The organism is Pseudomonas sp. 3HC3, assembly GCF_044904505.1.
Classification (GTDB): domain Bacteria; phylum Pseudomonadota; class Gammaproteobacteria; order Pseudomonadales; family Pseudomonadaceae; genus Aquipseudomonas; species Aquipseudomonas putida_Y.
The window spans coordinates 16,767-42,481 of record NZ_JADDRH010000025.1; the positions used below are offsets into that span (position 1 = coordinate 16,767).

Genomic DNA, 25,715 nt, shown 5'->3' on the forward strand with positions numbered 1-25,715 from the left:
TTGGCTTTGCTCGCCGAGGTAGGATTGGGTGGCTACTGCTTAGCATTCACGAGGGTAAAGTTAGTAATGGCCAGTGAGATACCCTGTCTACATCAGCGTATCTCAATCAGCCAACGCTACAGGAGCTATATTGTTTTTATTTGGCTGAGCGTGGATATCTCCTCTTTTATATAGTTGTGGAAGTCTTTGGGGAGTCCGGTTGCGGTATAGATATAGTTTGAGGCGGCAATGATGAATTGTGTAATTCTATTCGAAGATCTCAAGCTCATCGCAAGCTGATAATCTTTGTGTGTATCAATTGGGGAGATGTATCTAAGTGAAAGATCCCTGCATGGTATTAATGCTTTGCTGATTTCTGAAGGTGCCTCAAGCAATCCTCGCGAAAGTTCTACAAAACGCTCCCACCCGGGAAGCTCTAACTCACTTTTTTTAGCGCCAGAGGCTTCTTGTACAGAATTTTTTAAATCTCTTCGTTGAATATAGCTATCACGCCCTCCCCATACGTAATACCGAAGTATTGTTTCATACTCAGGTTGCCCAATGGTTGTATCGAAGATGTCGGCAATCTGCGATGATATTGGGGCCATGACCAATAAAAAGCTTAGAATGAGAGAGCAGTATATGGCCATGTGTTCTTTCTTGTCAGGGTTAAACTCCCCTCGGTTAAGGCGAATTATTCCAACCAGTTCTCTCAGAGCTTTTGCAAAATCATTTTCTAGTGGGATTCGGGTGTTGATGTGCTCTCCGAGAGCGCTTAGTGTTTCAGATTTTTCAAATATCTTATAGTAAGTGTGCCAATTGTTTATGTCGGCAGAATAGTGTTTTTTGTCAAGGTAATTTATATTGGCTGATTCGGCATAAGTGTCAAAGTCATATTCTTGGAATAGATGAACATTCATTGTTTTAGCGCTGACACGATGTGCTTCAGACGCTTTCTTGTTTAAAATCACATATGATTCATCGCATCCTGTATAGGTCATGACGCCGGAGGCCCAGAACGCTCGGTTAATCGCGCTCATTTTACCTACCGTTTTGCAGTCAAATAGAGTTCGCCTTACGCTGCCTCGTCGGGATATTTCCAAGCCTAAGACATCTAGGTCCGTAAGGACTGTGCGTACATCTGTTATTTCGCGAACGTTGTTTACAATGACTTCAAGGTAGGGTAATACCCCGTTTGAAATGCAATAACGGATAGCTTTTTCTTTTTGGGCTGTATCTTTATCTAGCGCGGCCATTGGTCGTCCCTTATATATCGAGATTCAAAAGCAGTTGGTCCATTTCATGCTTTGCCTCAGCTGCAACTTGTACCTGCTTTCGCTTTCTCATATCAGAGGATGAAATGATTGACTGGATATAAGACTCATCCCTAGAAAACGAAATTCTCGCCTCCGCATTAACTTCAAGATTTGCGAGATCTCCGGTGGAGAGAAGTTTAATTGCGATGTCTAGAGCTTCGGTGTTTTCTTCAGATCTAATAAGAACTAACTCACAGCGGGAGCTAGTAACAGGTTTTAAGAATGCTACTTTCATGAACACTAGGTTTTTGTACTGGTCACTGGCTTCGGAGTTGCTGTTCAAATAACCTTTGTCGCGCAGGGATCTAAGTATCGCTAAAGGTGATCGAATCCGAAATTCAGCGGGCATCAATTGGCCTTTCCTGACGCAGGAAACTAAAGCCATTGCTCGCTCGTAAATCTCCCTCTTGGCAGAACTCAGCCTCATAGCGCCCGGATTTGGCGTAAATACGAACTGTTCCATAGCCCCATTGCCAAATCGTATAGACGGCGGTTTGAGTATTCCCTCAGACGCCATTGCCTGGACCAAGGAAAGCTCTGTAGGGTTTAGGGCTGTGCCGCCAATTTCCTTAGTGCTCAATACAAGTGATAGTGGCCATCCTTGGTTAGCTTTTAGTTTTTGTAGCACGCCGCCGATGCTTTTTGAGCCTGATTTTGCTGTTAGGTCGGCCAGTCCTTCTAAGTTGTCGGCAAAATAGTACGGGCTCAATATTATTTCTTTACCTCGAGCTTTGTGAGTGCGTAGTAAACCACTGTCCTCACTATATCTCATGCATGTATCGAATGTTTTGCTGTCGGCGCCAAGCGTATTAATGAGTTTCTGCTTGTTTTCAGGTTTATTGTATACTTCGCTCAGTATAGCAAGCATGACATTTTCTGCTTCACTGAGGTCATCGCTTTCGGTGTAATCTCCTATGGTTTCGTAGATGCTCTTGAAATGCGGGATTTTTGGAGTTATCGAAGTGATTTTGCTGCGTTTTCCAATGATCTCAATGAATTCCAAGTCATCAAGTATCGTAAGCACTTGATCTAGTGCTAAAGATGGGATTTTGAAGTAGTGGTACGATACTTGGCGTAATACGTCATATGGAATGTTTCCCAATCCCCGAATATGTACTGCCAGGGTTGCTGCCATACCAAGTTTTTTCAAGTAGTCAAATTCAGGCGTTTCATACTCGCCAAGAGCACTGTGAAGATCGTATGAAAACTCTGCTAACTTTGTCGCGTCCATCGTTTGGTCCCTCAAATTGATGACATAGCAAATGCTGAGGTGAAATCTACCACTCCGATGCAGATGAAAGCTATCCATGATGGCATTTTGGCCATGCATGAAGAGCTTTAAGCGAAAGGTAGTGAGTGCCCCACTTCGGATTTTGGCCTTCGATCACCTGCGAGTCGCCCCTGCTGAAGGCACATGGCGTGCAGTGTGAGCTATGTCATCCCATCAGTTGCAACCTTCTGCAGCGGCTAAAGCGTGCAGGAGAGCCGTTATAGGCAGCCAGTTGTCCACGCAGGTCTCTCGTCCTGCCGTTCGCTACTGCAAAGCGAATGATGGCCGCTGAGAACAGCAACCATCGGGGGGCGGCAGCATCGGGTGTTTGCGTCCAACCTAGCAGTTAGATCCGACTTGCTCGCACCGGAGTATGCGGTAGCCACTGAGGGCCAAGCGCCTGTGATGACCCAATGATTCATGTCGGTGTTTTATGTACCTAATTGGTCCTGGTCTTCTTTCCGGCGACGTCGAGAGTCAGTAGTTTCCTTTGAGATGCTCAGTAACAGTGAACGGCTCGAAAATTGGGCCTGAACGGACCTGATTCATGAGGTTCCAATAGCAAGTCTTAGCGTAGGGATGTTTCAGCCCTTCCGGGTACAAAAAATTGTACCTAGGTGATTCGTTACCCTCAGGTGTATAACTGCGTACGTACTCCGGCTTTAGGTAATTCTGTATCCCCCAATAAAGTCCGTTTATAAATTCAGCTATCGTACTCGCATGGTAGGCGCAGACATCGTCATGGAATTTCTCATATATATCTTCCTGAATCAGCATTGCTTGGTATAGCTCAACCGAGTGACCGATTTTATCTAATAGATGCTGTAGCTCTTCAGCAACGCCTACGGAACGTAGGGTATTATGTTTAGACAAATTTCCGGTGATTTTTAGTAGAAGATATCTAGTGATGCGAATGTTAGCTTGGATATCTATCGAGGAAAGCCAGGTCTCTACGGCTATCTCTTGTTGGAGCCACCCAGTGAAAGCATCCACCGCAGCTTTCAAGCCAGCTACCGAATTATTGACGTCGAAGCTAGGCGTATTGCTAATTGCTCTCAAAGCACCTAAATATGGTATTGGGGGGACGGGAGCTTTCGCGTCGGTTTGAGATAGGAAATCTACTAGTGCGATGAAAAAAAGCTGTTGATGTGTCATCGTTTTAAACTGCACATTCTTATGGCTGTCCTCTCCGACGACTGCCATTAGCTCATGATTGACCATTGATCTAAGGAGCTCAATCACTGCAGTAAGGTAGATAACTTCTTTTTCTTTTGCATTCATCTGGCACATTTAAAAGTCACCTTCATATTGGGATCTTACTTTGAATAATGCTCCATTAAGCGTTGTTAGAGCTTATGGCGGTCCTTTGGGCGTGATGGATTTTATGGTTGTTTGTTTTTCACGCACTGTTCACTGTTGGTGTAGCCCGAATGGAAGAGTCTTCAGGTCCCAGGTTTATGTGGGAGTCAGATAATAGTAGGCGACTAGAAGGCTGTTCCAAAAAGACCACTTTGAACCATCGCCATTCAAATAGTATCATTCTAGAAGCTGGATTCGTTGCGGAGATTTATAAAGTACCGAGCGGCTAACTCGCCCTGTGAAATTTAATTTTTCCTTGAAGTAGTAGGTGAATGCATCCACGAGCTCTTTAGGTGCGCGGGGGTCAAGAAGAATGCTGTCGATAAGTTTGTGGGGCTCAATGGCTACTGAAATACCTTTCTGTATGTTGGTTGGGCTAATGTCAGGGCAATAAATAGCGGCTCGCCATTCTGACTCATGCGTGAATGCTTCACGCTTAAGATAAAGGGCTTGCACTGCTGTAGATAGCTCGAATTTCTCCCTGAGTTCTCCAGCAATTTTGCGAACTCTCGCATTTAGAGAGTGCTGGGTGAGGTACTCTACTGGTCCCGTTACCAAGTGATATTTGGAGGGGCTTATTGCGCTGTGTAAAGCCTTGGACAGCTTTTTTGTCGAGGTTGATATTCTTACCCCCATCTGATTTGGCGAATAAATACGCCACATTGCATCTGATACACCTAGCCGGCACCAGCTTTGTGCGAACAGTGCGTGGGTGCCCTGATGTTCAATGCTCACTTCGTATGGGTCATCCCACATCTGAGGATGAGAAAAATATAAGCTCTTACTCTCAAATATCTGTACGGCACGTGAGAAATCTAAGATCCGGTAAAGTCTTCCAGCGCTGATGCCTGATGAGTTTGACATCTATTCCTTCTCCATTAAATGTAGCTTGGCGCGTTCTGATATTAGAGTTGCTACAGACAGCAGATGCAACCTCTCCGACATCCTACAGGTGTGGAGTAGATTTTTCGTTGGTGTGAGCGAGCGCTGCACGGGAAGGGCATGACAATGCTTTGAGCATGCTGCTTATGTGTCAGTGCTGATGGAAGAGCGCAGTAACACCGTTACACTATTTGCACCCTTGTTACACAGTTTAGGTGGCACTCCAGTTTTTTGACAAATCGATGTAAATCAACGGGTTGCGCAATATGAAACACTTGATACACCTGTAACACTCTCCGAGCCTCGCTTGGTGTCCTCCCCCCGCCCAGCAACTGGAAAACCTTCAGCGAGGATAGCTTCTAGGGTCTTGGTTCTGGCTCAACCCTGGGCATGGTCGGGGGACCCTGTGGAAATGGGGGCGATACGGGGCTGGGAACCCGCGCCTCTTCGTTAGCGGCAAGTTCACCAGCTTAGTGAACTGGTAAACCAGTTAACCCCGCATGCTCTTGATCACTCAAAAGCCCCTCACGACCGTAGTCATCGTCCCTCGATAATCTGAGCATTAGGCGTGATGAAGCGGCTCCTAGCCCATTGACTCGTGCTTGCCTTCTCAGGACTATTCAGGCTTTCAGCAATGCGCTGTGACTAGGATTTTTCTCCCAGCAGGGTTTCGAACAGGACGACGTGAATGCTGATTGATTTTAACGAGGTGACCGACCACCAAGACTGGGAGCGATTTGGAATGCAGTTCCTTGCGCTGCAAGGTTTGCAGGTAGTCGAGCGTTGTGGTCTCGGGCCGGATGGGGGTAAGGATTTCGTTGCTGCTCAGAATGTCGATTTTGGAGGGACCTTTCGATGGCTCGTGAGCTGTAAGCTGAGGAGCTCAGGAGCAATTGGCATCGGCGATGATGCTGCCAATGACCAAAAACTCAGAGAGTTCCGGTGTAACGGCTTCATGTTTTTTTACAGCCGTCCGGTGACTTCTGGTTTGCTCGGTTCCTTTGATCGAGTCCAGGCCAACACCAATGCTCCGTACCACGTTTTCACTGACCGAGAAATCGAAAATGTACTGGTTGGAAACCCGCAGGCTTACCTGCTTATCCGGCAGTACTTTCCCTTTTCGTGGGAGCGACTGGCTCCTGATCTTCAAAGGAACGACTGCGACTGTGGTCACGCGGTAGGCAATATTTACCTGCTTCCCTACACGGACCCGCAGACTCTGCAGGTCGTACATCATCGATGCTGTGACTACTGTTTTTCAAATCTAGCCAATCATCTAGACGAGGAAGGAATAGCGTATGGCAGGGCTATTCTGATTCACGCTAACGAAATTTATTAGGTGTAATCCAGATCGCCCCTTGGGTATTGAGACGGCTGGATCCGCCCTGCGTGAGCTGTGAATACCGATTTAGGGATACGTTTAGGGATACGAATTGATGATTTTTCTCAGGTGTATGCCATTTTGATGGGCTATATCACCCATATTCGATTCCTGTCTCCGCACCAGAATCAGTTGGCCTATGGCGATTTCTCGCTACAAGGTACCAATAGAAGCCCGCCTTGTGCGGGCTTTTTTGTTCCTGCTGTCCCGTTCTCAAACCGCTAGGTCGTGCCTAGTCCTAAATCCGCGTTGCTTGTAGGAATCGTCTCGTTAGCTGCTCGAGGCCTCATTTGCCCCTTCTTAGCTGTTAGGTTCTTTCGCTCCTACAGTTCGCAAGGGACTCTGAAATGCGCGTCAGTCTGGATGGGCTTGGCCAAGCATTAGACGGTGATGTAACCACCACAGGTGCGATTTGCATCGTCACCGGGGAAGGTTACCTCGACGAGGGACGAATGGTCCTGAGGATGGGGGATCCCACCACACCTTGTCCACTTTGCGGGCTGGAAGGAAAGGTCGTCGAAGGGGTGTGGCACTTCATCTCGGATGGCCAGCCAGTCGCGATGGATGGCGCGTTAGTTGATTGCGGTTGCCCAGAGGGTAGCAACCGGGTGGTGGCGCCTTTAGGGGAAATGCCCCCGCCGCGGCTGCCGGTTGCCGTACGCACTAGCCTCACACCCGCTGGCCCTGGGAGCTCTAGCGCTTTGGCAGGGGCTTCGCCCGCCATGGTTGGCGGGTTGCCTGGGCAGATGCAGCCAGGATTCTATGTGGTGCCCCGGAGCATGTCGTTCCCGCAGATTCTGTTGGAGCTGGCTAGCCATGATTCGACCTTGCCCATTTCGTACCTGCAACGCCTGAACCCGACTTTCGAGCAGGGGTTCAAGGCAGGGGAAATCTTCGTCATCGGCGATCCGGATAACGGTTATGCCTGCACCCAGGAGGAGGGCCAACTAATGGCGGCCGCCGAGCGCGCGCGACGTTCCTTGGCTGTACTCGATTTTGCCGAGTCAGATTTCATGATGGAGTATCAGGCTGAAATTGCCGGACTGCTTAGTGACGCCAGTCTCTCCATGGGGGTGGGTAAGGACATGATGGACCACGGCCTCCGGCAGCTTCGCAGCACACTTGGCAACATCGAGCGTTTGCATCAGCAAGAATTTCTGCGCCATGGCCATCTGAATAGTCCATCGTTCTTCGCCGAACGACGGCTATTATTGGAGCAGCTAGATGGTCAGTTGAAGGCGACTTTTCTAAATAAACATCTGAATCTAGGGGCCTACGAGCGGCTGAAGAAAAGCTTGAATATCTCGACCAAGAGCCTTGTGCATCATTGGTCGAAAGCCGGTGGGCCAGGGCAGATTCCTGGGTACGCCACATACTTGGACAAAGTGGCGAAGCTTAGTAAGTACCTTCGGTATGGTGGGCATGTCGGAATTGGATTAGGTGGTACATCTTCCTATCTGAAAGTCCAAGAGGCCTGCCGTGCAGGGGAAACCGAAGACTGCAAAAAAATTCGTTTGTCTGAGGCAGGTGCTTTCGCTGGGGGGCTGGCGGGAGGGATCGTGGGTGGCAAGATTGCCGGGATCACTGCGCTCGCTGTATGTGGGGTGTTCTCTGCTGGTACCGCGGGTTTCGGGGCGCCGGTATGTGGCATTGCGCTGGTCGGGGGAGGGGCTTTTGCTGGGAGCATCGCCGGTGCGGAGGGCGGTGAGCAAATGGGCGAGCTGATCTACGAATCACATTATGACTGAGTTCGAGAGTTGGCCCGTGTGGCTGAAGTGGATAATGCTGGCGTGTCCGTTCGTGATCGCGTTGGCCGGTTGTGCGGTCAGTGCATTCATCGCGGGTACAAGAAGTTTCACTGTTGCAACCTCGGCTATCCAAAGTCATCCCGGCCTGGAGCAAATGAAACTGTTTTTGGGCACGCGGCGCTTTGGCGCTCGGTGGCTGCTGATAACGTTTCTTTGTGGAATACTCATTTGGCCTGGCGTACATATGCGCCGAGGGCATCTGGACATCGAAGAACTAGAAAACTTCCCTGCAAAACTTAAGTTGGCTCTACAGGTATCCACGTGGCTGACGGCCTTTGGCTTCGCTTGGATGTGGGTGACCTATGGATTCATCAAGGCGTGAACGTTGATGCCACGGCGGTCGTAGCTCTCACTGGATCCTTCGCAAGTCCCGATTCGATTCCACTGAAAGCCATAAATAGCTGATTTTTTTATAGATACCCTATGAGGTACGTCTATAAATCCACCAAATTCCAGCCCCGTGAAAACCGGGCCCTGACGCCCAACAACCGTCCGTCTGTCTCCGCACCAGACATCAAGGCTTGCAGCGATGCAGGCCTTTTTTGTATCTCGAACCGCCACACCCGCCCGATCCAACGTGAAGTGAGCCTCTCAAAGTCAGCCCTCCCTCTGTGGGAGATTGTGTCCTGCGAACACGGGCGCAGCCCGTGCCATCCACACCCACTCCAGCCCCAAGCATCCATCCCCTGCTGCCTTTCTCAACCCCAGAGCTTCGCAGCCTGCGGCACCCCGCCATAACCATAGGCCGTAGCACGCACCTCGATGAGGTGAACATTCGAATGCGGGTGTACATTCCCGATGCGCTGCGAAAGCAAATCATACGACTCACGCTGATAACGCCGTTTCTGCTCCACTGTCGTCGTCTCGTCGGTGATCGTGACCTCCAGGCGAAAGCTATTTCGCCCCAAGCTCTCAAGTGATTCACTGTCGATGAACCACAACCCAGGATCGACGAACCGAACGATCACCATCGTTTGCGATGGCAGCTTGTCCAGAACACGAGCAGTCAGTTCCGTCAGCTCATGACTTAGGTGCGACGCCAGCGCAGCATCTGGCGCGCCGGATAAGGTCAAGGTGATACCAGGCATTTGGGGGATCCTCGTAAGTGATTTGCCTGTAACTTAGCCTTTGAACACGATCCCAAAAAGCGGGAATATCAGGTCTCATCTTCCTGTTTATCCGGAACTTGCATGTACCACTTCGACCTTGCCCAGCTCCACGTCTACTTGGCGGTCTGCGATGCTGGCAGCATCTCTGCTGCCGCGCCTGGCCTGTTTCGCTCAACCTCCGCCATCAGCGAACAGCTGCGTAAGCTGGAAGACGCCATCGGCGTCGACTTGCTCATCCGAGGCAAGCAAGGCGTTCGCCCAACCCCGGCAGGTGAACGCCTTGTACGCCACGCCAGGCAGCTCCTCACCCTGGGCGAGCGGGCGCTGTCCGATGTCCGAGGCGAACAGTTCGAAGGGGAGATACGCCTGGCGATCACCGATTACTTCCGCCCCGACGACATTGCTGGCCTGCTGAAAAAATTACGTGAATGGCACCCACGGCTTCGACTTCATGTGGTGATGAAAAAGAGCCTGGAAATGGATCAGGCAAGTGACTACCTGGATATCGGCTTGGCCATGTGTTTTAACGAACGCTTGCCCACAGCCAACACCTTCGAGGTGAGGCAGGAACCCCTGCAGTGGGTTGCCGCTGCAGGCTGGGTTCCAGAGCCTGGGCAGCCGCTGCCACTGCTCGCGATCAGCGGATGTGGATTGTCGGACTACAGCTGCCAGATATTGGAACGCGCCCATGTCGAATACGAGATCGTTTACTCGACCTCAGGTGTGGCGGGGTTGCAATCAGCATTGAGGGCAGGGCTTGGCATTGCGTGCCTTAATGCGAGTGCCATACCGGACGGCGTGGAGCCCTACAGGACTGGACTGCCGGCGTTGGCGCAGGCCAGGTTCTTGCTGCTTCCACCGCGCAAGGGGGAATCTGAGCTGGTAGAAAATGTGCGGCGATTGTTGCAGGGTTATCTCGCATAGGGTTGGGGACGAGGCGTTCATGGTGTCAGGCTAAAGGACATAGATTTGGGCCTTTGTCCCGTGGGTATCCAGGTTGCCTTCTGCTCGAAGTGCGGCATCGAAGCCCGTGCCATCCACCACCTGACCCAGCGCAAATAAACAGGGTCCTATCACTCATAGGCCGAACCCCAGGCAGTTCCTGCTTCCCAGGTGTAGCAACTACCTCTAGCCCCCTCCCGCGCGCTGTGAATGTATAATCGGTAGTATGGTGCCGGTTTTTCCAGCGATTAAGCTTTTAATCAGCAAAATATTGCCGATTCCTGCCATGCGCACTATGATAATCAGCATTAAAGTACTGATTAATGGTGTCGCGATGCCGCTCAGACTCACGATCCAGGCTTTCTCCGATGGTGCATGGCGCGATGCAGCGACACTCACGGTTGAGAACCCCGAGCGTGTTGCTGATGGAAGGTGCCTTGTCGCCTACGACGGCGACTACATCATCGCGAACGTTGATCGCATGGAAGATCGTTGCGAACTCGCCCTAAGCGTTAACCTTCCGTTGAACTGGGACCACCATGACGTCAAAGGGTATCCAGCATTCCTCTACGACATCATTCCCTCTGGTGCTGCCAAGGACTCTCTTGAATCCCGCTACGGGCGCCTTAAGCCCGAAGGTGTGGAAATGGGGCTGTACCTTCTGGAACGTTTCACGCCGGCGCCTATTGGACATCTGCGCATCAAGGAATCGGTGGAAGGCCTTCAGCCGGATCGGAACGAGGCTTTCGCGCGTGCTGAGGTCGTGGACAGGACGAACGAATTTCTTGAGTACGCCTATGAAACCGGCGCGGCGTTGGGCGGTGCTACCGGTGCCAACGGGCAAGCCCCCAAGCTGGTCATGACCGAAGCCCACAACGGTGCTCTGTACGCTGATGCGATGCTCCCCGATGACCAGGCGTGCCGTCACTGGCTGATCAAGTTCGCGCGTAATCGAGGCGGCGAGCGCGACCAAGACATCCTGCGAACAGAGTTTCATTACTACAAGGCGGTTGCTGCCCTCGGCCTTGATACGGTTCCCACTGATGGTTTGGCGCTTGAAGAGGCAGTGAAGCCAAGCCTCTGGATGCCACGATTTGATCGCCGAGTAGTGGATGGCGTGGTGGAGAGGATACCGCTGGAGTCGGTGTACTCGATCTGCGGTATTACCGGCTACGCGCATCCGATGGCGCATGCCGAAGTGGTTCACCGCCTGGTAGGTCTATGGATCGATAACGGCCAGCAGGATGAGGTGGACGACCTGGTGTTCGAGTACGTGCGGCGCGATCTGCTGAACCGCATTCTAGGGAACACCGATAACCACGGCCGCAACACTTCCATCATGCGTGTGGGTGGGAGGTTTTGTTTGGCGCCAATCTATGACCTCGCGCCAATGATCCTGGATGAAGAGGGCATCACACGGACGACGAAGTGGGCGGCAGAGCGCAAGGGGTCTTCTAATTGGCGCGACAACTGCGCTGAGCTGGTTGGTTACACCGATCCCGATGTCCTGCTGCAACGGTTGATGCATGCGGCTGAGGCATTCCGGGCGTTGCCCGATTTGCTGACCGATGCGCCCGAATCGATGCGCAATGCAGCCTCTCTACCCGTGAATAACCTGGACAAGCGACTCGTGGAGTGGGGGCTGCGATGAAAAAACTACAACCTGAAGAGCGCGCCCAGCTCGTAGAAGATATCGTCAAGCGCAACGCGGCGGGGCTCGATCCAATTGGCACGTCCATCCGCCGTCTGCGGCTCGAAGTCACCGGGCTTGACCAAGAGACCTTCGCGGCCATGTGCAAGATGTCCACGAAAAGCCTGTACGAACTGGAAAGCGGGAAGTCGAATCCGAAGCTCAGCACTTTGGAGGCCGTACTGCGTCTCTTTGGTGTGCGGATGGGGATGGTGATGACTGCCAAAGATAAGCCCACTGCAACGCTCGTCGGCAACACTGTCGGCCAGTTGAAGGCTGGTGGGCCAATCGCTGTGGCCGCGCCGCTGGCCAGTACCTACGTGGTGGCCGGACCGAAACGAGGGAAAAGCCCTGCGGCAGTCAAAGCGAAGAAGGCAGTGTCGAGGCCGGGATCGCCAAGGGCACGGAAAAGCAGTCAGGAATAACTACAACTGGGATTCATCAAGCGATTCGGATTATCAGCCGGTTGGCCAGTGAGCAGTGTGGGAAGGTGTTGGAACGCGATGGCCAGGATTTGGAGGGGTAGGCGAGGGTGTTGATTGGGCCAGGTATCGCATGTTGCGCCTGGCCTAGTCTGCTGAAGGCCGTTGAAGGATTATTCCAGTCATGTCGGAGTATGGGGCTGCTGCGCAGCCCTTCGCAGGCAAGCCAGCTCCTACACGGACCGCATTTATCCTGGGAAGTACATGTGACCTGTGGCAAGCCGTTTTCCTACGGCGCGCGTTGGCTATTCGTGCCCCGAGAAACTTGCGAAAACAGCCACCCAGGAATAAAGTCCCTACGTCGCCGAAGCATCGGCGATGCGACCTTGGCCGGTCGGAATCGAAAGGCGCATCAGCGCCCAATCTTCATCGCAGGCGCTTTTTTTGTGCCCGCGATGTTGCGTTATGGCGGTGGTGCGCGGGACACCTTCGGGTGTGCCGGGCTCCTTTCGTCCCGGTCGGCCAACCCGCGTACTGCTGCCACCTTAACTTGCTTGGCCGCGAGCGGTGGCAGTTCCATCACGAAAGGAACTCATGCATGACCACCGTAAACCCGTTACAGATCCGCGTATCCGTTCGCCGCCGTTGTTCTTCGGCGGCGCTGAGAGAGCTCGCCGGCGGCAAACCTTTCTTCACCTCTGTCCAATCGGAGGCCCGTCATGACTGACCAAGAACGCCTCTCCACCATCCAAAGCTACGCCTGGACCCTCGAACTGCTAGGCGAGGCCCTGGTCCAGCACGACGAAATGCTGGAATGCGAACACAACCCGCGGCTGAGTTTTCGCAACACGGCCGGTATCCATCAGGCGATCCGGATCATCAGCCGGTTGGCCAGCGAGCAGTGTGGGAAGGTAATGGAACGAAGCGAGCAGGATCTGCAGCGTTAGACCAGATCGTTGCTCGAGGGTGTGGCCAGATTGGGGCTGCTGCGCAGCCCCCGTTGACTCGAGTTCAACCTATGGTGATGGCCGCATTCAACATCAACACCACCATCAGCCCGACCACCGCCACGATGGACTGCACCACCGAAATGGTCTTGGTGGCTTCGCCCATGGTCATGCCAAAGGATTCCTTCACCATCCAGAAGCCTGCATGGTTCGCATAGTTGAAGAACAGCGAACCGCAGCCGATGGACAAGGCCAGCAAAGGCAGGTTTAGGCTGGGGTCTGCACCTGCCAGCGGCGCCAGCAAGCCGGCAGCCCCTACGATACCGACCGTGGCGGAACCGGTAGACACCGAGAGCAACATCGCGATCAGCCACCCCAGAATCAGGGGAGGGAAGGCAGATTGCTGGGTCAGGTGCACAATGGCATCGCCAACCTTGGCGCTGGTCAGCATCTCTTGAAAGGCACCGCCACCGGCAATGATCATGATGATCGAGGCGATCGGCTTGAGGCTTTTGCCCAGCGCATCGCGCAGCTGTTCGGCATCGCCGCCACGGGCAAGCACCAGGCTGGCGCCGGCGAACAGCACGCCCAGCAGCATGGCGATCAGCGGGTTGCCCAGGAAGCTGGCCAGTTCCAGCAGCGCATTGCCTTTGGGCAGCAGCATCTCGGCGACGGCATGCACCAGCATCAGGATGGCCGGCAGCAATGCGGCCAGCATGCCGACCAATACCCCGGGGCGGGGTTGGCCATCGGCTTTTTCAGCCAGTGTGAACTGGTCCAGCAATGCCTGATCGGGCCGCGTGTTCATGCGCGGTGAAATGAACATGCCGTACAGCGGGCCGCCCAGGATCATTGCCGGAATGGCGGCAAGGAAGCCGTAGAGCATGGTGGGCCCGACCGAGGTCTTGAGCACGGCGATGGCGGTCAGGGGGCCTGGGTGCGGCGGTACCATGCCGTGCATGGCGGCAAGCGCCGAAATGACCGGCACACCTACATACACATACGCCGAGCCTTTGAAGCGCGCCTTGCTTTCCAGTTTGCGCGCCACGCTGAATATCAGCGGCAGCATGATCACCAGGCCGACTTCGAAAAACATGGGGATGCCAATGACAAAGGCAACCAGCATCATGGCCCAAGGGATCATGCGGTCGGAGGTGCGCTTGAGGATGACATCCGCGACCTGTTCCGTGACGCCAGCGTCAGCCAGGATCTTGCCGAGCATCGCACCCAGCGCGATCACCACCCCCACTGCGCCCAGTGTCTTGCCGGCGCCGGTGAGCAGGTGGGCGACGATGCTGCCTGGCGCCATATGCGTCGCGAAGCCCACGCCAATGGACACCACCAGCAAGGCCAGCAGCGGGTGCATTTTCAGGCGCGAAACGATGAGCGCCACCAGCACCAGAACACTGGCCAGTGCCGTCAGTAATAGCTGTATATCTAAGGGGGTCATTCAAGGAGTCTCGGTTGGGCTGGCGCTCGGCTGCACTCAGGGTTTGAAGGCGTGACGGGCGTTTCCAGGGGGCATGCCCAGGTGGTTGCCGTTGCGGCTGCTGCTACGGTTTCGAGGAAGGAAGCGCGGCTTTGCGCTACCTGCCCCTCACAAGCTGGCGCCTGGTAACGGAAGATGGGCAGCAGGGAGGCGTGGCGCTGAGGCCGGTGGGCGATGGTGTGGCGACGGGGCACTTGGGCAGCATGGTCATCGATTGATTCACCTTGTTGTATGGTCATCTATATGAATCTGGCCAAAGTATTCGCGCTGCCGAGGAATACTGTCAAGTGAAGGTAGTCGCATCATCTTGGGTGGCCATTTGGCCCCGGCAGGCAATACTTCTCTCTATACGCAGGCGTGTTCCTGGTGGCGCGCGCCGCTGGGAGGTGTCTGGTGAACAAATTAACGATTGTGGGTGCCGGCCTGGTCGGCGAGGCGGCGGCGCAGATCATCGCCCGGGATGAGTTGTGCCGTGAGCTGGTGTTGATGGACGTGCAGGGTGAACTGGCGCAGGGCAAGGCGCTGGACGTTTGGCAGGCGGCTGTGGATTCAGGTTCCGATACCCATGTTCACGGCGGGGCCAAAGCCGAGATGCTGGAGGGTTCCGAGCTGGTGGTGATCACGGCCGGCGTGCCGCGCAAGCCCGGCCAGTCGCGCCAGGATGTATTGAGTACCAACCTGCCAATCCTCGACAGCATCATGGCGGATATCAAGCACCACGCGCCGACAGCGACGGTGCTGGTGGTGTCCAACCCGGTCGATGTGCTCACCTACCGCGCCTGGAGCGTCAGCGGGCAGGGGCGCGACAAGGTGTTCGGGCAGGCGGGGGTGCTGGATACCGCGCGCATGAAGTGCTTCATCGCCGAGCAAACCGGGTTTTCTGCACGGGATATCACGGCGTTGGTGCTGGGCGGGCATGGCGACAGCATGGTGCCGCTGATGCGCTACTGCCAAGTCGGCTCGGTGCCGCTGTCGCACTTCCTGTCCAGCGAGCAGATCGAACAGATTGTCGAGCGCACCCGTAAGGGCGGCGGCGAGATTCTGGGGTTGAAGAAGACGGGGAGCGCCTGCGATGCGCCGGGCGTGGCTATTGCACAGATGGTTGATGCGATCGCCAATGGGCGGAACCGTATTTTGCCGGCGGTGGCGATTCTCGAGGGCGAGTATGGGCGAACGGATATCGCCATGGGGGTGCCCTGTGTACTGGCAGAGAAGGGGCTTGCGCGGATTATCGAGTTGCCGCTGGATGCGCAGGAACAGGCGATGTTCGACCACTCTGCCGACCAGGTGGCGCGAGATATTGCCGAGATGAAAGCCTTGTGAGCGGCAAAGCAGCTTCAGTTGACGCGCTCGATGCAGGAGCGCCCTGGTGGCGCTCCTGCACGTCGTGCCTGCGTAGATGATTTTGCAAGGGCCGTGTGGCAGCCCTCAGCGCTGATAAGCCTTGCCAAAGTGCCGTTCCAGGCGCGCTTGCAGCAGCTCCAGCAGTATCGACAGCACCCAGTAGATCACGGCGGCGGTGGTCAGCATTTCCAGGTAGCGATAGCTCGAACGCCCATACGACTGCGCCAGAAACATCACCTCCCAAACCCCCATCACGGATATCAGCGACGAGTCCTTGAGCATCGAAATGAACTGGTTGGCGGTGGGCGGAATGATCACCCGCATGGCCTGGGGCAGGATGATGTGGCAGAAGATCTGCGGCGTGCGCATGCCCAGCGCCAATGCTGCTTCACGTTGCCCACGGGCCACGCCGAGGATGCCGGCGCGGAAGATCTCGCTCAGGTAGGCGCCGTAGTTCAGCGACAAGGCAATGATGCCGGCGCTGATGGCGCCGGGTACCAGGCCCACCTGCGGCAGCCCCAGGTAGATCAGCAAAATCTGGATCAGCAGCGGTGTGCCACGGAAGAACGAGGTGTAGAAGCTGGCCACACCCACCAGCACCGCACTGTTGGATAACCGTGCCAGCGCGGCGGCAAAGCCGAGCAGCACGGATACCACCATCGAGCACAGGCACAGGAACAGGGTCAGTGCGGCGCCTTGCAGAAAACCATTGGGCCCCAGCTTGAAACCGGCCAGGTTGGGAAACTTCTCCAGAATGATGGCGAACTTCAGGTCAAAGCTGAGGAAGAAGGCGACAAACAGCCCGAAAAGCGCCAGCCAGGTCAGCAGTAACCGGGTGCGAAAACCAAAAAGGCCGGCGCCCGCAGGCTTTGCCACGGGCTTGGGGGAGGGGGGGAAGGTGCTCATTTGCTGATGTCGGCGCCAATCCATTTCTGCGACAGCTTGGCCAGGGTGCCATCAGCCTTCAGCTCGGTGAACACCTGGCGTACCTTGGCATCCCACTCGGGGTCGCCTTTTTCGATGGCCACCGCGTTGGGCTCTTCATACAGCGGCGCGCCGGCCAGCTTGAAGCGCTTGTCCTGCTGCAGGCGCGGCTGTGCGGTCACCAGGTTGGTAATGATGGCGTCCAGGCGCACGCCAGTGCCCAGGCCCAGGTCCTGGAAGGCGACGTTCTCAGTGTCGTAGGGCGCAGCCTGCACGAAGTCGAACGGGTAATCGATCTTCTGGTCTTCCTTGCCTTCAATGACCAGGTTCTTGTTCAGGTAGCTTTCGTAGCTCGATGCACTGATCGAACCCACTTTGCGGCCTTCCAGGTCTTTGGCGCCATGGATGCGCTCATCCGAGGCATTGACCACGATCACGGCGGGCGATGCGTAGTACTCCACGGGGAAGTCGAACACCTCGGCGCGTGCCTTGCTCGGGGTCATCGAGCAAATGCAGATGTCGTAGCGCCCGCTCCAGCGGCCAGCGGCAATCACGTCCCAGGACGGTGTTTCCAGGCGCAGTTTGACGCCGAGCTTGTCGGCCACTGCCTTGGCCACGTCCACGTCGTAACCGTCGAGCTGGTTGTGGTCATTGAGGAAGGAAAACGGCGGGTAGCTTTCCATCAGCACGTTGACCATTTCCTTGCGCGATTCAACCCGCTCCAACGTGGCGCCAGCAAAGGCTTGGGTGGCAGTTGCGAGCAGTACAAGGCCCGCACCCAGCAGAGAAGAAAATCGCATGTACATACCTGATATGTTGGGCAAATGGGTGATAGGGTATTTAATAGTTATAACCCTAATCCCCATAATGAATTTTATTCATAAGAACCTTCAGAGAAGTTATATGGCAGAGCGAACGATGGTAATTCTGGACGGTGGCATGGGCCGAGAGCTGCAGCGCAGTGGTGCACCGTTTCGCCAGCCCGAGTGGTCGGCGCTGGCGCTGAGCGAGGCGCCCGAGGCGGTCGTGGGCGTGCATGCAGCCTTCATCGATGCGGGTGCGCAGGTCATCACCAGCAACAGCTATGCAGTAGTGCCGTTCCACATCGGTGAAGAACGCTTTGCCGCCGAAGGGCGACAACTGGCCCATATCGCAGGCCAGCTTGCGCGGCACGCGGCAGATGGCGGCGCGCACCCGGTCAGGGTGGCAGGCTCGCTGCCGCCTCTGTTCGGGTCCTACCGCCCCGACCTGTTCCAGCCCGAGCGTGTGGCAGAGGTGCTGACCCCACTGCTCCAGGGCTTGGCCCCGCATGTCGACCTGTGGCTGGCCGAAACCCAGAGTTCCGTGGCCGAAGTGCGGGCCATTCATAGCCATTTGCCGGCAGACGGCAGGCCGTTCTGGGTGTCATTCACCCTGCAGGACGAGGACACCGACGACGTTCCGCGCCTGCGCTCCGGTGAGCCGGTGGCCGAAGCCATCGAGGCCGCGGTCAGCCTCGGGGTGGCTGCGGTGTTGTTCAACTGCAGCCAGCCTGAGGTGATCGGCGCCGCCATTGATGTCGCGCGCTCGGTCATCGAGCGACACAACGCCGAGATTGCCATCGGTGCCTATGCCAACGCCTTCCCGCCGCAGCCCAAAGAAGCCACTGCCAACGATGGCCTGGACGAACTGCGCGAAGACCTCGATCCGCCGGGTTACCTGGCATGGGCCAAGGACTGGCGTGCGCGGGGTGCCAGCATGGTCGGCGGTTGCTGTGGCATCGGCCCGGAGCATATCGCCGAGCTGAAGCGCAACCTGGCTTAAGCGCCCACGTGGCCGGGCGGCTTTTGCAGCGCCCGGCCCGCAGCCATTAAAAAAAACGCCAGTCAGACCCGGATTCCATCGTTTTTCAGGCCCCCGCCATCTCCCTATAGTCCGCTGAAGGCCGATGCTGCATCGGCGTACACAACTCAGCTGGGCGGGAACCGGATATGAACAACAACGAAAAATTCGAGGGCAATGCTGCGGCCGGTGTGGGGACGCGGGTCGTGTGGAGCGGGGAGCAGGTACAGCACCCGTACAACGCCACGCAGACCCCGATCGTGGTCAGCGCCGCTTATGGCTACAACGATATCGATGCCTGGTACGACGTGGCGCAGGGCAAGCAGCCGGGCTTCATCTACAGCCGCATGAGCAACCCCACGGTCGCCACGCTGGAAGCAAAACTGGCTGAGCTGGAGCAAGCCGAGTCGGCAGTCGCGTTCAGCAGTGGCATGGCGGCCATCAGTGCCGTGCTGCATACCTTCCTGTCCAACGGCAAACGCGTGGTGTCGACCCGCGACAGCTATGGCGGCACCAACAAGATCTTCGAAGAGTTCCTGCCGCGCATGGGGGTGCAAGTGTGCCTGTGCGATACCTTGGACACTGAAGCGCTGGAGCGCGAGATTGCCGCCGGTTGCGACCTGCTGTACCTGGAAACTCCCACCAACCCGACGCTGAAGGTGCTGGACATTCGTCGGCTGAGCGCCGCTGCGCACAAGGTGGGGGCGCTGGTGGTGGCCGACAACACCTTTGCCACGCCACTGAACCAGAACCCGCTGGCGCTGGGCGTGGATGTGGTGGTGCACAGCGCAACCAAGTTTCTGTCCGGGCATGGTGACGTGCTGGGTGGGGTGGTGTGCGGCGCGGAGGCGTTGATGGCCCAGGTGCGGCACTACCGGGAAATCAACGGTGCGGCGCTGGACCCGTTCTCGGCCTACCTGATCATCCGTGGTATCAAGACCCTGGCAGTGCGCCTGCGCCAGCAGCAAGCCAGTGCCATGGCGTTGGCCCTTTTCCTGAGCACCGAGCCGCTGGTTGAAACGGTGAACTACCCAGGTTTGCCGGCGCATGCCGGGCATGCAATTGCCAAGGCGCAAATGCGCGGGTTTGGCGCCATTGTCAGCTTCGTGCTGAAGGGCGGCATGCCGACCGTGGCCCGTTTGCTGCCGCGGCTGAAGTATGCCCATCGGGCCGGCAACCTCGGCGCGGTAGAAACCATCTATGGCCCGGCGCGCACGACCAGCCATGTCGAGAACACTTTGGAAGAGCGCCTGGCGCTGGGCATTTCCGAAGGGCTGGTGCGCATTTCAGTGGGCATCGAGGAAACCGATGACCTGCTGGCGGACCTGGCACAGGCCTGTGCATCGGTGCGTGAGGAACTGGCCGTCGCAAAGGAATTGCACGCTGACGCAGACGCCTGCCAGAGCCCGGTGCAGGCCTGAGGCTGGCGCGTAGCACCCACCCGTGCGGTGGGTGCCACTTCATGAAGTCGAACAAAAACAATATGCAAGGCAACTCGATTCGCTCTGCCAAGACGAGGTCGTTGCTACGTCCTTGCCCGCCAACTTTCATGAGTAACCCACAATGTCCGTGCAGACAACCACAACTAGAAATGCCTCGGCGCATACCTTCAAGCAGGATATGCAAACCCGCCACATCGTCATGCTGGCACTGGGCGGAGTGATAGGCACCGGCCTGTTTCTCACGTCGGGCTACACCGTTAACCAGGCAGGCCCGTTGGGCGCGGTCATCGCCTACATACTCGGCGCAATCATGGTGTACCTGGTCATGATGTGCCTGGGCGAGCTGGCGGTACACATGCCGGAAGTCGGCTCGTTCAGCAGTTATGCCACGCGTTACCTCGGCCCGGGCACCGGTTACATGGTGGCCTGGATGTACTGGCTGACCTGGACGGTGGCCATCGGCTCCGAATTCACCGCCGCGGGCATCCTGATGGTGCGCTGGTTCCCCGACACGCCGGTATGGATGTGGAGTGCGCTGTTCGGCGCCGCGGTGTTCATCAGCAATATCATTTCGGTGCGATCGTTCGCCGAAACCGAATTCTGGTTGTCACTGGTCAAGGTGTTGGCCGTCATCGCCTTTCTGGTGGTGGGCGGCGGGGCTATTCTGGGTGGCTTCGAGATCCAGCAGGCGCACAGTGCAGGGCTGGGCAATTTCACCCGTGAAGGGTTGTTCCCCACCGGTTTCTGGTCCATTGCAATGACCCTGCTGGCAGTGGCCTTCGCGTTCTCGGGTACCGAGCTGATCGGCATCGCTGCCGGTGAAACCAAAGACCCGGAAAAGAACGTGCCCAAGGCCATTCGCACCACGGTCCTGCGCCTGGCGCTGTTCTTCATCGGCACCATCTTTGTACTGGCCACCTTGCTGCCGCGTGAACAGGCCGGGGTTATTGAAAGCCCGTTCGTGATGGTCTTTGCGATGATTGGTATCCCGTATGCGGCCGATATCATGAACTTCGTCATCATCACCGCGCTGCTGTCTGCCGCAAACTCCGGCCTCTACGCCGCTTCGCGCATGCTCTGGACCCTCAGCGACCAAGGCAACATGCCCCGCCGTTACGCCACGCTATCGCGCCGCGGCACCCCCTTTAATGCGATTGTGCTGAGCATGGCTGGCGGCATGGCTTCGTTGTTGAGCAGTGTGTTTGCCCCCGACACCATCTACCTGGCGCTGGTGTCGATTTCAGGGTTGGCCGTGGTGGTTGTGTGGATCAGCATCGCGGCCAGCCAGATCGCATTTCGCCGTCATTACATCGCCAGCGGCGGCAAGCTCGAGGACCTCAAGTTCCGGGTGCGTGGCTACCCGTTCGTACCACTGGGGGCCATTTTCTGCTGCGTACTGGCTTGCGTCGGCATTGCCTTCGACCCTGCTCAGCGGGTTGCCCTGTACTTCGGCTTGCCCTTCATTGCCTGGTGCTACCTGGCCTATTGGCTGACGTGCAAGTACCGCAGCCGCCGTACGGGCCCGCTGGAAATTGTCGCCCCAGGTTCCGAGGCCGCCTGAGCAGGTGATACTAGGCCACCGGAACCTAGCCACGAGAAGCCGCCGATGACTCAGAAAACCCTGCCCCCCCTGAACTGGCTGAGAGCCTTCGAAGTGTCGGCGCGTTACTTGAACTTCACCCATGCGGCAGAAGAGCTGCACCTTACCCAAGGGGCCGTGAGCCAGCAGATTCGCCACCTGGAAAGCCAATTGGGTGTGGCGCTGTTCAAGCGCCTGCCGCGCGGGCTGGGGCTGACCGAAGAAGGGCAGTCCTACCTGCCGGTGGTGCAGGACGCCATCAGCCGCCTTGCCGTCGGCACCAATGAAATCTTCGGGCAACGCCAGCGTCGGCCCCTGAAGGTACGGGGCAGCCTGTCGTTCCTGCACTTCTGGCTGGCCCCCCGGCTGGCCGACTTTCGGCGTTCGCACCCGCAGGTGGACATCCGCTACATCAGCAACCTGTGGGTCAAGGAGCTGGATGCCGAAGATGATCTGGAAATCCGCTGGGGCAGCGGGCAGTGGCCCGGCGTAGAGGCGCAGCGCCTGACCCGCGACGTGCTGGTGCCGGTGTGCGCACCCGCGCTGCTGGCCGGTTGCCCGCTGCGCGACCCGCGCGACCTGGCCCGTGTGCCGTTGCTGCATGTGCTGGGTTACGAGGAGGGGTGGGGCTACTGGCTGGAGCGGGTCGGCGCAGATCAGGTCGATTCTTCCAGCGGCCTGCAGTTCGACACGCTGGTGTCGACCATGCGCATGGCGGAGCTGGGGCTGGGGGTGGCGCTGGCACGCTCGTCGCTGGTAGAGGACCTGCTGCAGGAAGGGCGGCTGGTTGCTCCCTTTACCCAGCGCATCGAAGCAAGCGAGTCGTTTTTCCTGGTACGCGGCCTGGGTGAAGCGTTGTCCCCCGATGCCCAGGCGTTCAGCCATTGGCTGGTGGCCATGGCGCATCGTTAATTTACGTAGCTATCTGGAGCACCGATGCAGTACACATCCACGCGCGGCAACGAGATACGGGTCGATTTCCGCACGGCATTGCTTTCTGGCCTGGCAGACGACGGTGGGCTTTATGTGCCCACCTCGGTGCCGGTGTTCAGCCCACAGGAAATTGCCAGCTGGTCGTGGTTGCCCTTCGACGAACTGGCCTGGCGGGTAATGGCACCGTTTGTTGGCGATACCCTCGACGAGCCTACTCTCAGGGCGCTGGTCAGCGACAGCTATCGCGGGTTCCGCCACCGCGGCATTGCGCCGTTGCAGCAGCTTGGCCATAACGAATGGATCCTGCAGCTTTTCCATGGGCCTACCCGGTCCTCCAAGGACTTTGCCGCGCAGTTGCAGGCGCGCTTTATCCGGCACTTTCTGGGGGCGGAGTGCGAGCGGGTCATGCTGGTCGGTGCCAGCAACGGCGATACCGCAGTAGCGGCTATCGAAGCGTTGCGGCATTGCCCTGCAGCAGGCTTGCTGGCGCTATACCCCAGCGCAGGCACGCCCGCCGACCGCGCGGCAGTGATGCGCAGTGCCGCGTCCGACAGCGTGAGCTGCGTGGCCGTGGATGGCAGCTTTGACGATTGCCAGTCGCTGGTGTCGGCGCTGCTGCGTGACTGGCCATGCCCCGGGCTGATTCCGGTCAGTTTCAACTCCACCAACTGGGTCGGCGTGCTGGCGCAGATCGTGTTCTATTTCCATGCAGCGCTGCAACTCGGTGGCGGGATACGACCGGTCGGGTTCAGCATCCCCACGGCCAGTTTTGCCGAGATTTACGCGGGGTTCCTTGCCCAGAAAATGGGCTTGCCGATCAACCAGATCATCGTCTCCACCAACCGCAACGATGCCTTGCACCGGTTCATCCACTGCAACCGCTACAGCCGTGGCTCAACCAGCCAGACGTTGTCACCGGTCATGGACTTTTCGCTGTTCTCCAACCTGGAGCGCTTTGTCTGGGAATTGTATGACCGCGATGGTGGGGCGACCCGGGCGCTGATGGAGCACTTCGAGGCGTGTGGCGAGCTGAGCATCGGCAACCGCCAGTGGTTGCATGCGCGCATGCTGTTCGACTCCTATGCCGTGGACGACGTGCTGATTCGCGAAGAAATTGTCACGCTGTTCCACGAAACGGGCAGCGCAGTAGACCCCCATGCCGCAACCGGGGTATTCGCCGGGCGCCTGCACCGGCGCAACATCGGTGCGCCCATCGTCACGCTGGGGCAGTTTGCCCCCGAAAAGTCTGCCGGGCTGCTGGCGGAGCTGGGGGCCTGGCACGGTGAGGTGCCCGCCGGCGCGGTCGGCACAGCGGGCGATGGGCCGCTGTTGGCACCTGACGATCTGGCCGGTGTTCATGCCTTGTTGGCCCGGTTGCAGGCTGGGCGATGAAGCGCATCCTCGACCCTCTGGACGAGCGCATTCTCGCCGAGCTCACCGCCAATGCGCGTATCGCCCACGCCGAGTTGGGGTTGAAGGTGAACCTGTCACGCAATGCGGTACGCCAGCGTATCGAGCGCCTGGAGCGCGATGGCGCCATTCAGGGTTATACCCTGCGCATCGGTGAGGGCAGGCGGCCGGCGTCGTTGATCAACGCGGTGATCTTTGTCTACCGCTATGACCGCATGCGCGGTGACGCGGTACTCGATGCGCTGCGCCAGATCCCCGAGGTGATCCAGTGTGAAGTGCTCAGCGGCGAGTTCGACCTGATGTTGCGCGTCGAGGCCTCCAGCCCGGAGCGGGTGCACCATGTGTGGAAGGAAATCGCTGCCATGCCCGGGGTGGAGAACACGGTGACATCGTTCGTCCTGGCTGCGGTGGTCTGAAGCGCGTCTTTGCATTGGCTAGCACAACGCCGCCTGGGTTCGCGCCCAGGCGGCGTTGTGCGTTCTGCCCTGGCGCAAGTGCGCGCTTTGCACTGGCCAGATTGGCCAATAAATACAGCGGATTGCCATATTCAACTGGCAGTGCACGGCTCTTACGCTAGTCCTCATCGACCCACTGCCTGGACAGGACAGCAAACCATGACCGAATACAAAATTGCACTCGTTGGCTTTGGTGGCGTTAACCGCGCTCTTGCCCAACTGATCGCAGAACGCAATGCGCGCTGGCAGCAAGAGTTGGGCTTTGGCCTGAAAATCGTTGGTGTCACCGACTTGTTCCTGGGGTCGGTGATCGACCGCGACGGCCTGGATGCCGCCATGCTGGCCGCGCTGCCGGCCCAGAAGGGCGCACTGGCGCAAATCCCTCAAGGTTCGGCCGAGGCGTTCAATGAGGCGGTGATCAAGCAATCAGGCGCCGACATCATCGCCGAGGCTACATTCACCAACCCCAAGGACGGTGAGCCGGCGGCAACCTTCTGCCGCTGGGCGCTGGAGGCGGGCAAGCACGTGGTCACCACCAACAAGGGGCCGATTGCCCTGCATGCCCAGGCGCTCAAGGCTTTGGCCAAGGCCAACAATGTGTCGTTCGAATACGAAGGCGCCGTGATGAGCGGCACACCGGTGCTGCGCATGGCGCGCCAGACCCTGGCGGGCGCGGGCCTGGTGGGTTTCGAGGGCATTCTCAACGGTACCTCGAACTATGTGCTCACGCGCATGGAGGAAGGGCTTGGCTTCAACGAGGCGGTGGCCCAGGCACAAGCGCTTGGCTTTGCCGAGGCTGACCCGACCGCCGATGTGGAAGGCCATGACGTGCGCCTGAAGGTGGTGATCCTCGCCAATGAGTTGCTCGGCGCCTGTCTGCAGGTAGGTGATGTGGCCTGCAGCGGTATCAGTGCCATCGACAGCGCCGCTATCGAGCAAGCACGGGCGGCGGGCGAGCGCTGGAAGCTGATCGGCAGTGCCCGCCGTGAAGCCGATGGCTCGGTGCGAGCCAGCGTCGAAGCGAAGCTGCTGCCTGGCCATCACCCCTTGGCGGGTATTTCAGGCGCCACCAATGCGCTGGCGTTCGACACGGAGTTGCTGGGGGCTGTAACCGTGTCCGGCCCGGGAGCGGGGCGCATCGAAACGGCTTTTGCCCTGCTGTCGGACATCGTCGCCATTCACACGGCCGGCCATTCGGCCTGAGGAGCAACGT

Annotated in this window: 24 protein-coding genes; 16 read left to right on the forward strand and 8 right to left on the reverse strand. The window is 57.3% G+C overall.

The features are described 5' to 3' along the window. Positions 1 to 125: 125 nt before the first annotated feature. The 4 genes from INQ47_RS23335 to INQ47_RS23350 form a co-directional block, all read right to left on the reverse strand. On the reverse strand, positions 126 to 1,235 hold the full coding sequence (locus INQ47_RS23335) for a hypothetical protein (protein ID WP_404702701.1): 1,110 nt from the start codon (positions 1,233 to 1,235) through the stop codon (positions 126 to 128). 10 nt (positions 1,236 to 1,245) lie between these two features. Further along, a complete protein-coding gene (locus INQ47_RS23340; protein WP_053817458.1) occupies positions 1,246 to 2,526 on the reverse strand; it encodes a hypothetical protein in 1,281 nt (426 codons plus the stop codon). A gap of 516 nt (positions 2,527 to 3,042) precedes the next feature. After that, positions 3,043 to 3,855 (reverse strand): hypothetical protein, encoded by an 813-nt coding sequence (locus INQ47_RS23345; RefSeq protein ID WP_404702702.1) that lies wholly within the window; start codon positions 3,853 to 3,855, stop codon positions 3,043 to 3,045. 246 nt (positions 3,856 to 4,101) lie between these two features. Beyond that, a complete protein-coding gene (locus INQ47_RS23350) occupies positions 4,102 to 4,788 on the reverse strand; it encodes a DUF2971 domain-containing protein (protein ID WP_079741148.1) in 687 nt (228 codons plus the stop codon). A gap of 706 nt (positions 4,789 to 5,494) precedes the next feature. Here INQ47_RS23350 and INQ47_RS23355 point away from each other — a divergent pair. From INQ47_RS23355 to INQ47_RS23365, 3 genes are all read left to right on the forward strand, one after another. Continuing rightward, positions 5,495 to 6,145 (forward strand): hypothetical protein, encoded by a 651-nt coding sequence (locus INQ47_RS23355; RefSeq protein WP_404702703.1) that lies wholly within the window; start codon positions 5,495 to 5,497, stop codon positions 6,143 to 6,145. Between the two features lie 389 nt (positions 6,146 to 6,534). Continuing rightward, complete coding sequence (locus tag INQ47_RS23360; protein ID WP_404702704.1) at positions 6,535 to 7,935, forward strand: PAAR domain-containing protein; 1,401 nt, start codon at positions 6,535 to 6,537, stop codon at positions 7,933 to 7,935. Beyond that, positions 7,928 to 8,317 (forward strand): hypothetical protein, encoded by a 390-nt coding sequence (locus tag INQ47_RS23365; RefSeq protein ID WP_404702705.1) that lies wholly within the window; start codon positions 7,928 to 7,930, stop codon positions 8,315 to 8,317. The genes INQ47_RS23360 and INQ47_RS23365 overlap by 8 nt, the downstream gene beginning before the upstream one ends. Before the next feature lie 376 nt (positions 8,318 to 8,693). On the opposite strand, the gene INQ47_RS23370 is transcribed toward INQ47_RS23365, so the two are convergent. Further along, positions 8,694 to 9,083, reverse strand: a complete 390-nt coding sequence (locus INQ47_RS23370; protein WP_135192645.1) for a tautomerase family protein — start codon at positions 9,081 to 9,083, stop codon at positions 8,694 to 8,696. Between the two features lie 102 nt (positions 9,084 to 9,185). Between INQ47_RS23370 and INQ47_RS23375 the strand changes: the two genes are divergently transcribed. From INQ47_RS23375 to INQ47_RS23395, 5 genes are all read left to right on the forward strand, one after another. Beyond that, complete coding sequence (locus INQ47_RS23375) at positions 9,186 to 10,028, forward strand: LysR family transcriptional regulator (RefSeq protein WP_176685559.1); 843 nt, start codon at positions 9,186 to 9,188, stop codon at positions 10,026 to 10,028. Between the two features lie 313 nt (positions 10,029 to 10,341). Continuing rightward, positions 10,342 to 11,697, forward strand: a complete 1,356-nt coding sequence (locus INQ47_RS23380) for a type II toxin-antitoxin system HipA family toxin (RefSeq protein WP_392488377.1) — start codon at positions 10,342 to 10,344, stop codon at positions 11,695 to 11,697. Continuing rightward, positions 11,694 to 12,161, forward strand: a complete 468-nt coding sequence (locus tag INQ47_RS23385; RefSeq protein WP_404702706.1) for a helix-turn-helix domain-containing protein — start codon at positions 11,694 to 11,696, stop codon at positions 12,159 to 12,161. Before INQ47_RS23380 ends, INQ47_RS23385 begins: the two co-directional genes overlap by 4 nt. A 595-nt stretch (positions 12,162 to 12,756) precedes the next feature. Next, a complete protein-coding gene (locus tag INQ47_RS23390) occupies positions 12,757 to 12,885 on the forward strand; it encodes a hypothetical protein (RefSeq protein ID WP_404702707.1) in 129 nt (42 codons plus the stop codon). Continuing rightward, on the forward strand, positions 12,878 to 13,105 hold the full coding sequence (locus INQ47_RS23395) for a hypothetical protein (protein ID WP_252460594.1): 228 nt from the start codon (positions 12,878 to 12,880) through the stop codon (positions 13,103 to 13,105). The genes INQ47_RS23390 and INQ47_RS23395 overlap by 8 nt, the downstream gene beginning before the upstream one ends. A gap of 64 nt (positions 13,106 to 13,169) precedes the next feature. Here the strand turns inward: INQ47_RS23395 and INQ47_RS23400 are convergent, their stop codons facing one another. Beyond that, positions 13,170 to 14,555: a GntP family permease gene (locus tag INQ47_RS23400; RefSeq protein ID WP_404702708.1), complete on the reverse strand. Its 1,386-nt coding sequence runs from the start codon at positions 14,553 to 14,555 to the stop codon at positions 13,170 to 13,172. A gap of 432 nt (positions 14,556 to 14,987) precedes the next feature. Here INQ47_RS23400 and INQ47_RS23405 point away from each other — a divergent pair, with 432 nt between their 5' ends. Continuing rightward, complete coding sequence (locus INQ47_RS23405; protein ID WP_404702709.1) at positions 14,988 to 15,917, forward strand: malate dehydrogenase; 930 nt, start codon at positions 14,988 to 14,990, stop codon at positions 15,915 to 15,917. Between the two features lie 105 nt (positions 15,918 to 16,022). On the opposite strand, the gene INQ47_RS23410 is transcribed toward INQ47_RS23405, so the two are convergent. Continuing rightward, a complete protein-coding gene (locus INQ47_RS23410; protein ID WP_003247513.1) occupies positions 16,023 to 16,844 on the reverse strand; it encodes an amino acid ABC transporter permease in 822 nt (273 codons plus the stop codon). Next, positions 16,841 to 17,662, reverse strand: a complete 822-nt coding sequence (locus INQ47_RS23415) for an ABC transporter substrate-binding protein (protein ID WP_252460599.1) — start codon at positions 17,660 to 17,662, stop codon at positions 16,841 to 16,843. The genes INQ47_RS23410 and INQ47_RS23415 overlap by 4 nt, the downstream gene beginning before the upstream one ends. A gap of 118 nt (positions 17,663 to 17,780) precedes the next feature. Here INQ47_RS23415 and INQ47_RS23420 point away from each other — a divergent pair, with 118 nt between their 5' ends. The 7 genes from INQ47_RS23420 to INQ47_RS23450 all read left to right on the forward strand — a co-directional run bounded on the left by INQ47_RS23420 (position 17,781) and on the right by INQ47_RS23450 (position 25,705). Beyond that, positions 17,781 to 18,665 (forward strand): homocysteine S-methyltransferase family protein, encoded by an 885-nt coding sequence (locus INQ47_RS23420; RefSeq protein ID WP_404702710.1) that lies wholly within the window; start codon positions 17,781 to 17,783, stop codon positions 18,663 to 18,665. Between the two features lie 167 nt (positions 18,666 to 18,832). Continuing rightward, a complete protein-coding gene (locus INQ47_RS23425; protein ID WP_404702711.1) occupies positions 18,833 to 20,104 on the forward strand; it encodes a cystathionine gamma-synthase family protein in 1,272 nt (423 codons plus the stop codon). Positions 20,105 to 20,246: 142 nt separating this feature from the next. Beyond that, positions 20,247 to 21,686 (forward strand): amino acid permease, encoded by a 1,440-nt coding sequence (locus INQ47_RS23430; RefSeq protein ID WP_014755278.1) that lies wholly within the window; start codon positions 20,247 to 20,249, stop codon positions 21,684 to 21,686. Positions 21,687 to 21,731: 45 nt separating this feature from the next. Continuing rightward, a complete protein-coding gene (locus INQ47_RS23435; RefSeq protein ID WP_252460606.1) occupies positions 21,732 to 22,616 on the forward strand; it encodes a LysR substrate-binding domain-containing protein in 885 nt (294 codons plus the stop codon). A gap of 24 nt (positions 22,617 to 22,640) precedes the next feature. Continuing rightward, complete coding sequence (locus tag INQ47_RS23440; protein ID WP_404702712.1) at positions 22,641 to 24,029, forward strand: threonine synthase; 1,389 nt, start codon at positions 22,641 to 22,643, stop codon at positions 24,027 to 24,029. Continuing rightward, complete coding sequence (locus tag INQ47_RS23445; protein WP_014589620.1) at positions 24,026 to 24,463, forward strand: Lrp/AsnC family transcriptional regulator; 438 nt, start codon at positions 24,026 to 24,028, stop codon at positions 24,461 to 24,463. The genes INQ47_RS23440 and INQ47_RS23445 overlap by 4 nt, the downstream gene beginning before the upstream one ends. A gap of 198 nt (positions 24,464 to 24,661) precedes the next feature. Further along, positions 24,662 to 25,705, forward strand: a complete 1,044-nt coding sequence (locus INQ47_RS23450) for a homoserine dehydrogenase (RefSeq protein WP_404702713.1) — start codon at positions 24,662 to 24,664, stop codon at positions 25,703 to 25,705. Positions 25,706 to 25,715 lie beyond the last annotated feature (10 nt).

What these genes read in the sequence shown, in the direction of transcription:
- INQ47_RS23360 (WP_404702704.1), top strand. Translation starts at nt 6,535, where the DNA reads ATGCGCGTCAGTCTGGATGGGCTTGGCCAAGCATTAGACGGTGATGTA.
- INQ47_RS23400 (WP_404702708.1), bottom strand. Translation starts at nt 14,555, where the DNA reads ATGACCCCCTTAGATATACAGCTATTACTGACGGCACTGGCCAGTGTT.
- INQ47_RS23420 (WP_404702710.1), top strand. Translation starts at nt 17,781, where the DNA reads ATGGTAATTCTGGACGGTGGCATGGGCCGAGAGCTGCAGCGCAGTGGT.
- INQ47_RS23440 (WP_404702712.1), top strand. Translation starts at nt 22,641, where the DNA reads ATGCAGTACACATCCACGCGCGGCAACGAGATACGGGTCGATTTCCGC.
- INQ47_RS23450 (WP_404702713.1), top strand. Translation starts at nt 24,662, where the DNA reads ATGACCGAATACAAAATTGCACTCGTTGGCTTTGGTGGCGTTAACCGC.
- INQ47_RS23365 (WP_404702705.1), top strand. Translation starts at nt 7,928, where the DNA reads ATGACTGAGTTCGAGAGTTGGCCCGTGTGGCTGAAGTGGATAATGCTG.
- INQ47_RS23355 (WP_404702703.1), top strand. Translation starts at nt 5,495, where the DNA reads ATGCTGATTGATTTTAACGAGGTGACCGACCACCAAGACTGGGAGCGA.
- INQ47_RS23335 (WP_404702701.1), bottom strand. Translation starts at nt 1,235, where the DNA reads ATGGCCGCGCTAGATAAAGATACAGCCCAAAAAGAAAAAGCTATCCGT.
- INQ47_RS23370 (WP_135192645.1), bottom strand. Translation starts at nt 9,083, where the DNA reads ATGCCTGGTATCACCTTGACCTTATCCGGCGCGCCAGATGCTGCGCTG.
- INQ47_RS23395 (WP_252460594.1), top strand. Translation starts at nt 12,878, where the DNA reads ATGACTGACCAAGAACGCCTCTCCACCATCCAAAGCTACGCCTGGACC.
- INQ47_RS23340 (WP_053817458.1), bottom strand. Translation starts at nt 2,526, where the DNA reads ATGGACGCGACAAAGTTAGCAGAGTTTTCATACGATCTTCACAGTGCT.
- INQ47_RS23410 (WP_003247513.1), bottom strand. Translation starts at nt 16,844, where the DNA reads ATGAGCACCTTCCCCCCCTCCCCCAAGCCCGTGGCAAAGCCTGCGGGC.
- INQ47_RS23415 (WP_252460599.1), bottom strand. Translation starts at nt 17,662, where the DNA reads ATGCGATTTTCTTCTCTGCTGGGTGCGGGCCTTGTACTGCTCGCAACT.
- INQ47_RS23385 (WP_404702706.1), top strand. Translation starts at nt 11,694, where the DNA reads ATGAAAAAACTACAACCTGAAGAGCGCGCCCAGCTCGTAGAAGATATC.
- INQ47_RS23350 (WP_079741148.1), bottom strand. Translation starts at nt 4,788, where the DNA reads ATGTCAAACTCATCAGGCATCAGCGCTGGAAGACTTTACCGGATCTTA.
- INQ47_RS23430 (WP_014755278.1), top strand. Translation starts at nt 20,247, where the DNA reads ATGTCCGTGCAGACAACCACAACTAGAAATGCCTCGGCGCATACCTTC.
- INQ47_RS23435 (WP_252460606.1), top strand. Translation starts at nt 21,732, where the DNA reads ATGACTCAGAAAACCCTGCCCCCCCTGAACTGGCTGAGAGCCTTCGAA.
- INQ47_RS23390 (WP_404702707.1), top strand. Translation starts at nt 12,757, where the DNA reads ATGACCACCGTAAACCCGTTACAGATCCGCGTATCCGTTCGCCGCCGT.
- INQ47_RS23445 (WP_014589620.1), top strand. Translation starts at nt 24,026, where the DNA reads ATGAAGCGCATCCTCGACCCTCTGGACGAGCGCATTCTCGCCGAGCTC.
- INQ47_RS23375 (WP_176685559.1), top strand. Translation starts at nt 9,186, where the DNA reads ATGTACCACTTCGACCTTGCCCAGCTCCACGTCTACTTGGCGGTCTGC.
- INQ47_RS23345 (WP_404702702.1), bottom strand. Translation starts at nt 3,855, where the DNA reads ATGTGCCAGATGAATGCAAAAGAAAAAGAAGTTATCTACCTTACTGCA.
- INQ47_RS23380 (WP_392488377.1), top strand. Translation starts at nt 10,342, where the DNA reads ATGATAATCAGCATTAAAGTACTGATTAATGGTGTCGCGATGCCGCTC.
- INQ47_RS23425 (WP_404702711.1), top strand. Translation starts at nt 18,833, where the DNA reads ATGAACAACAACGAAAAATTCGAGGGCAATGCTGCGGCCGGTGTGGGG.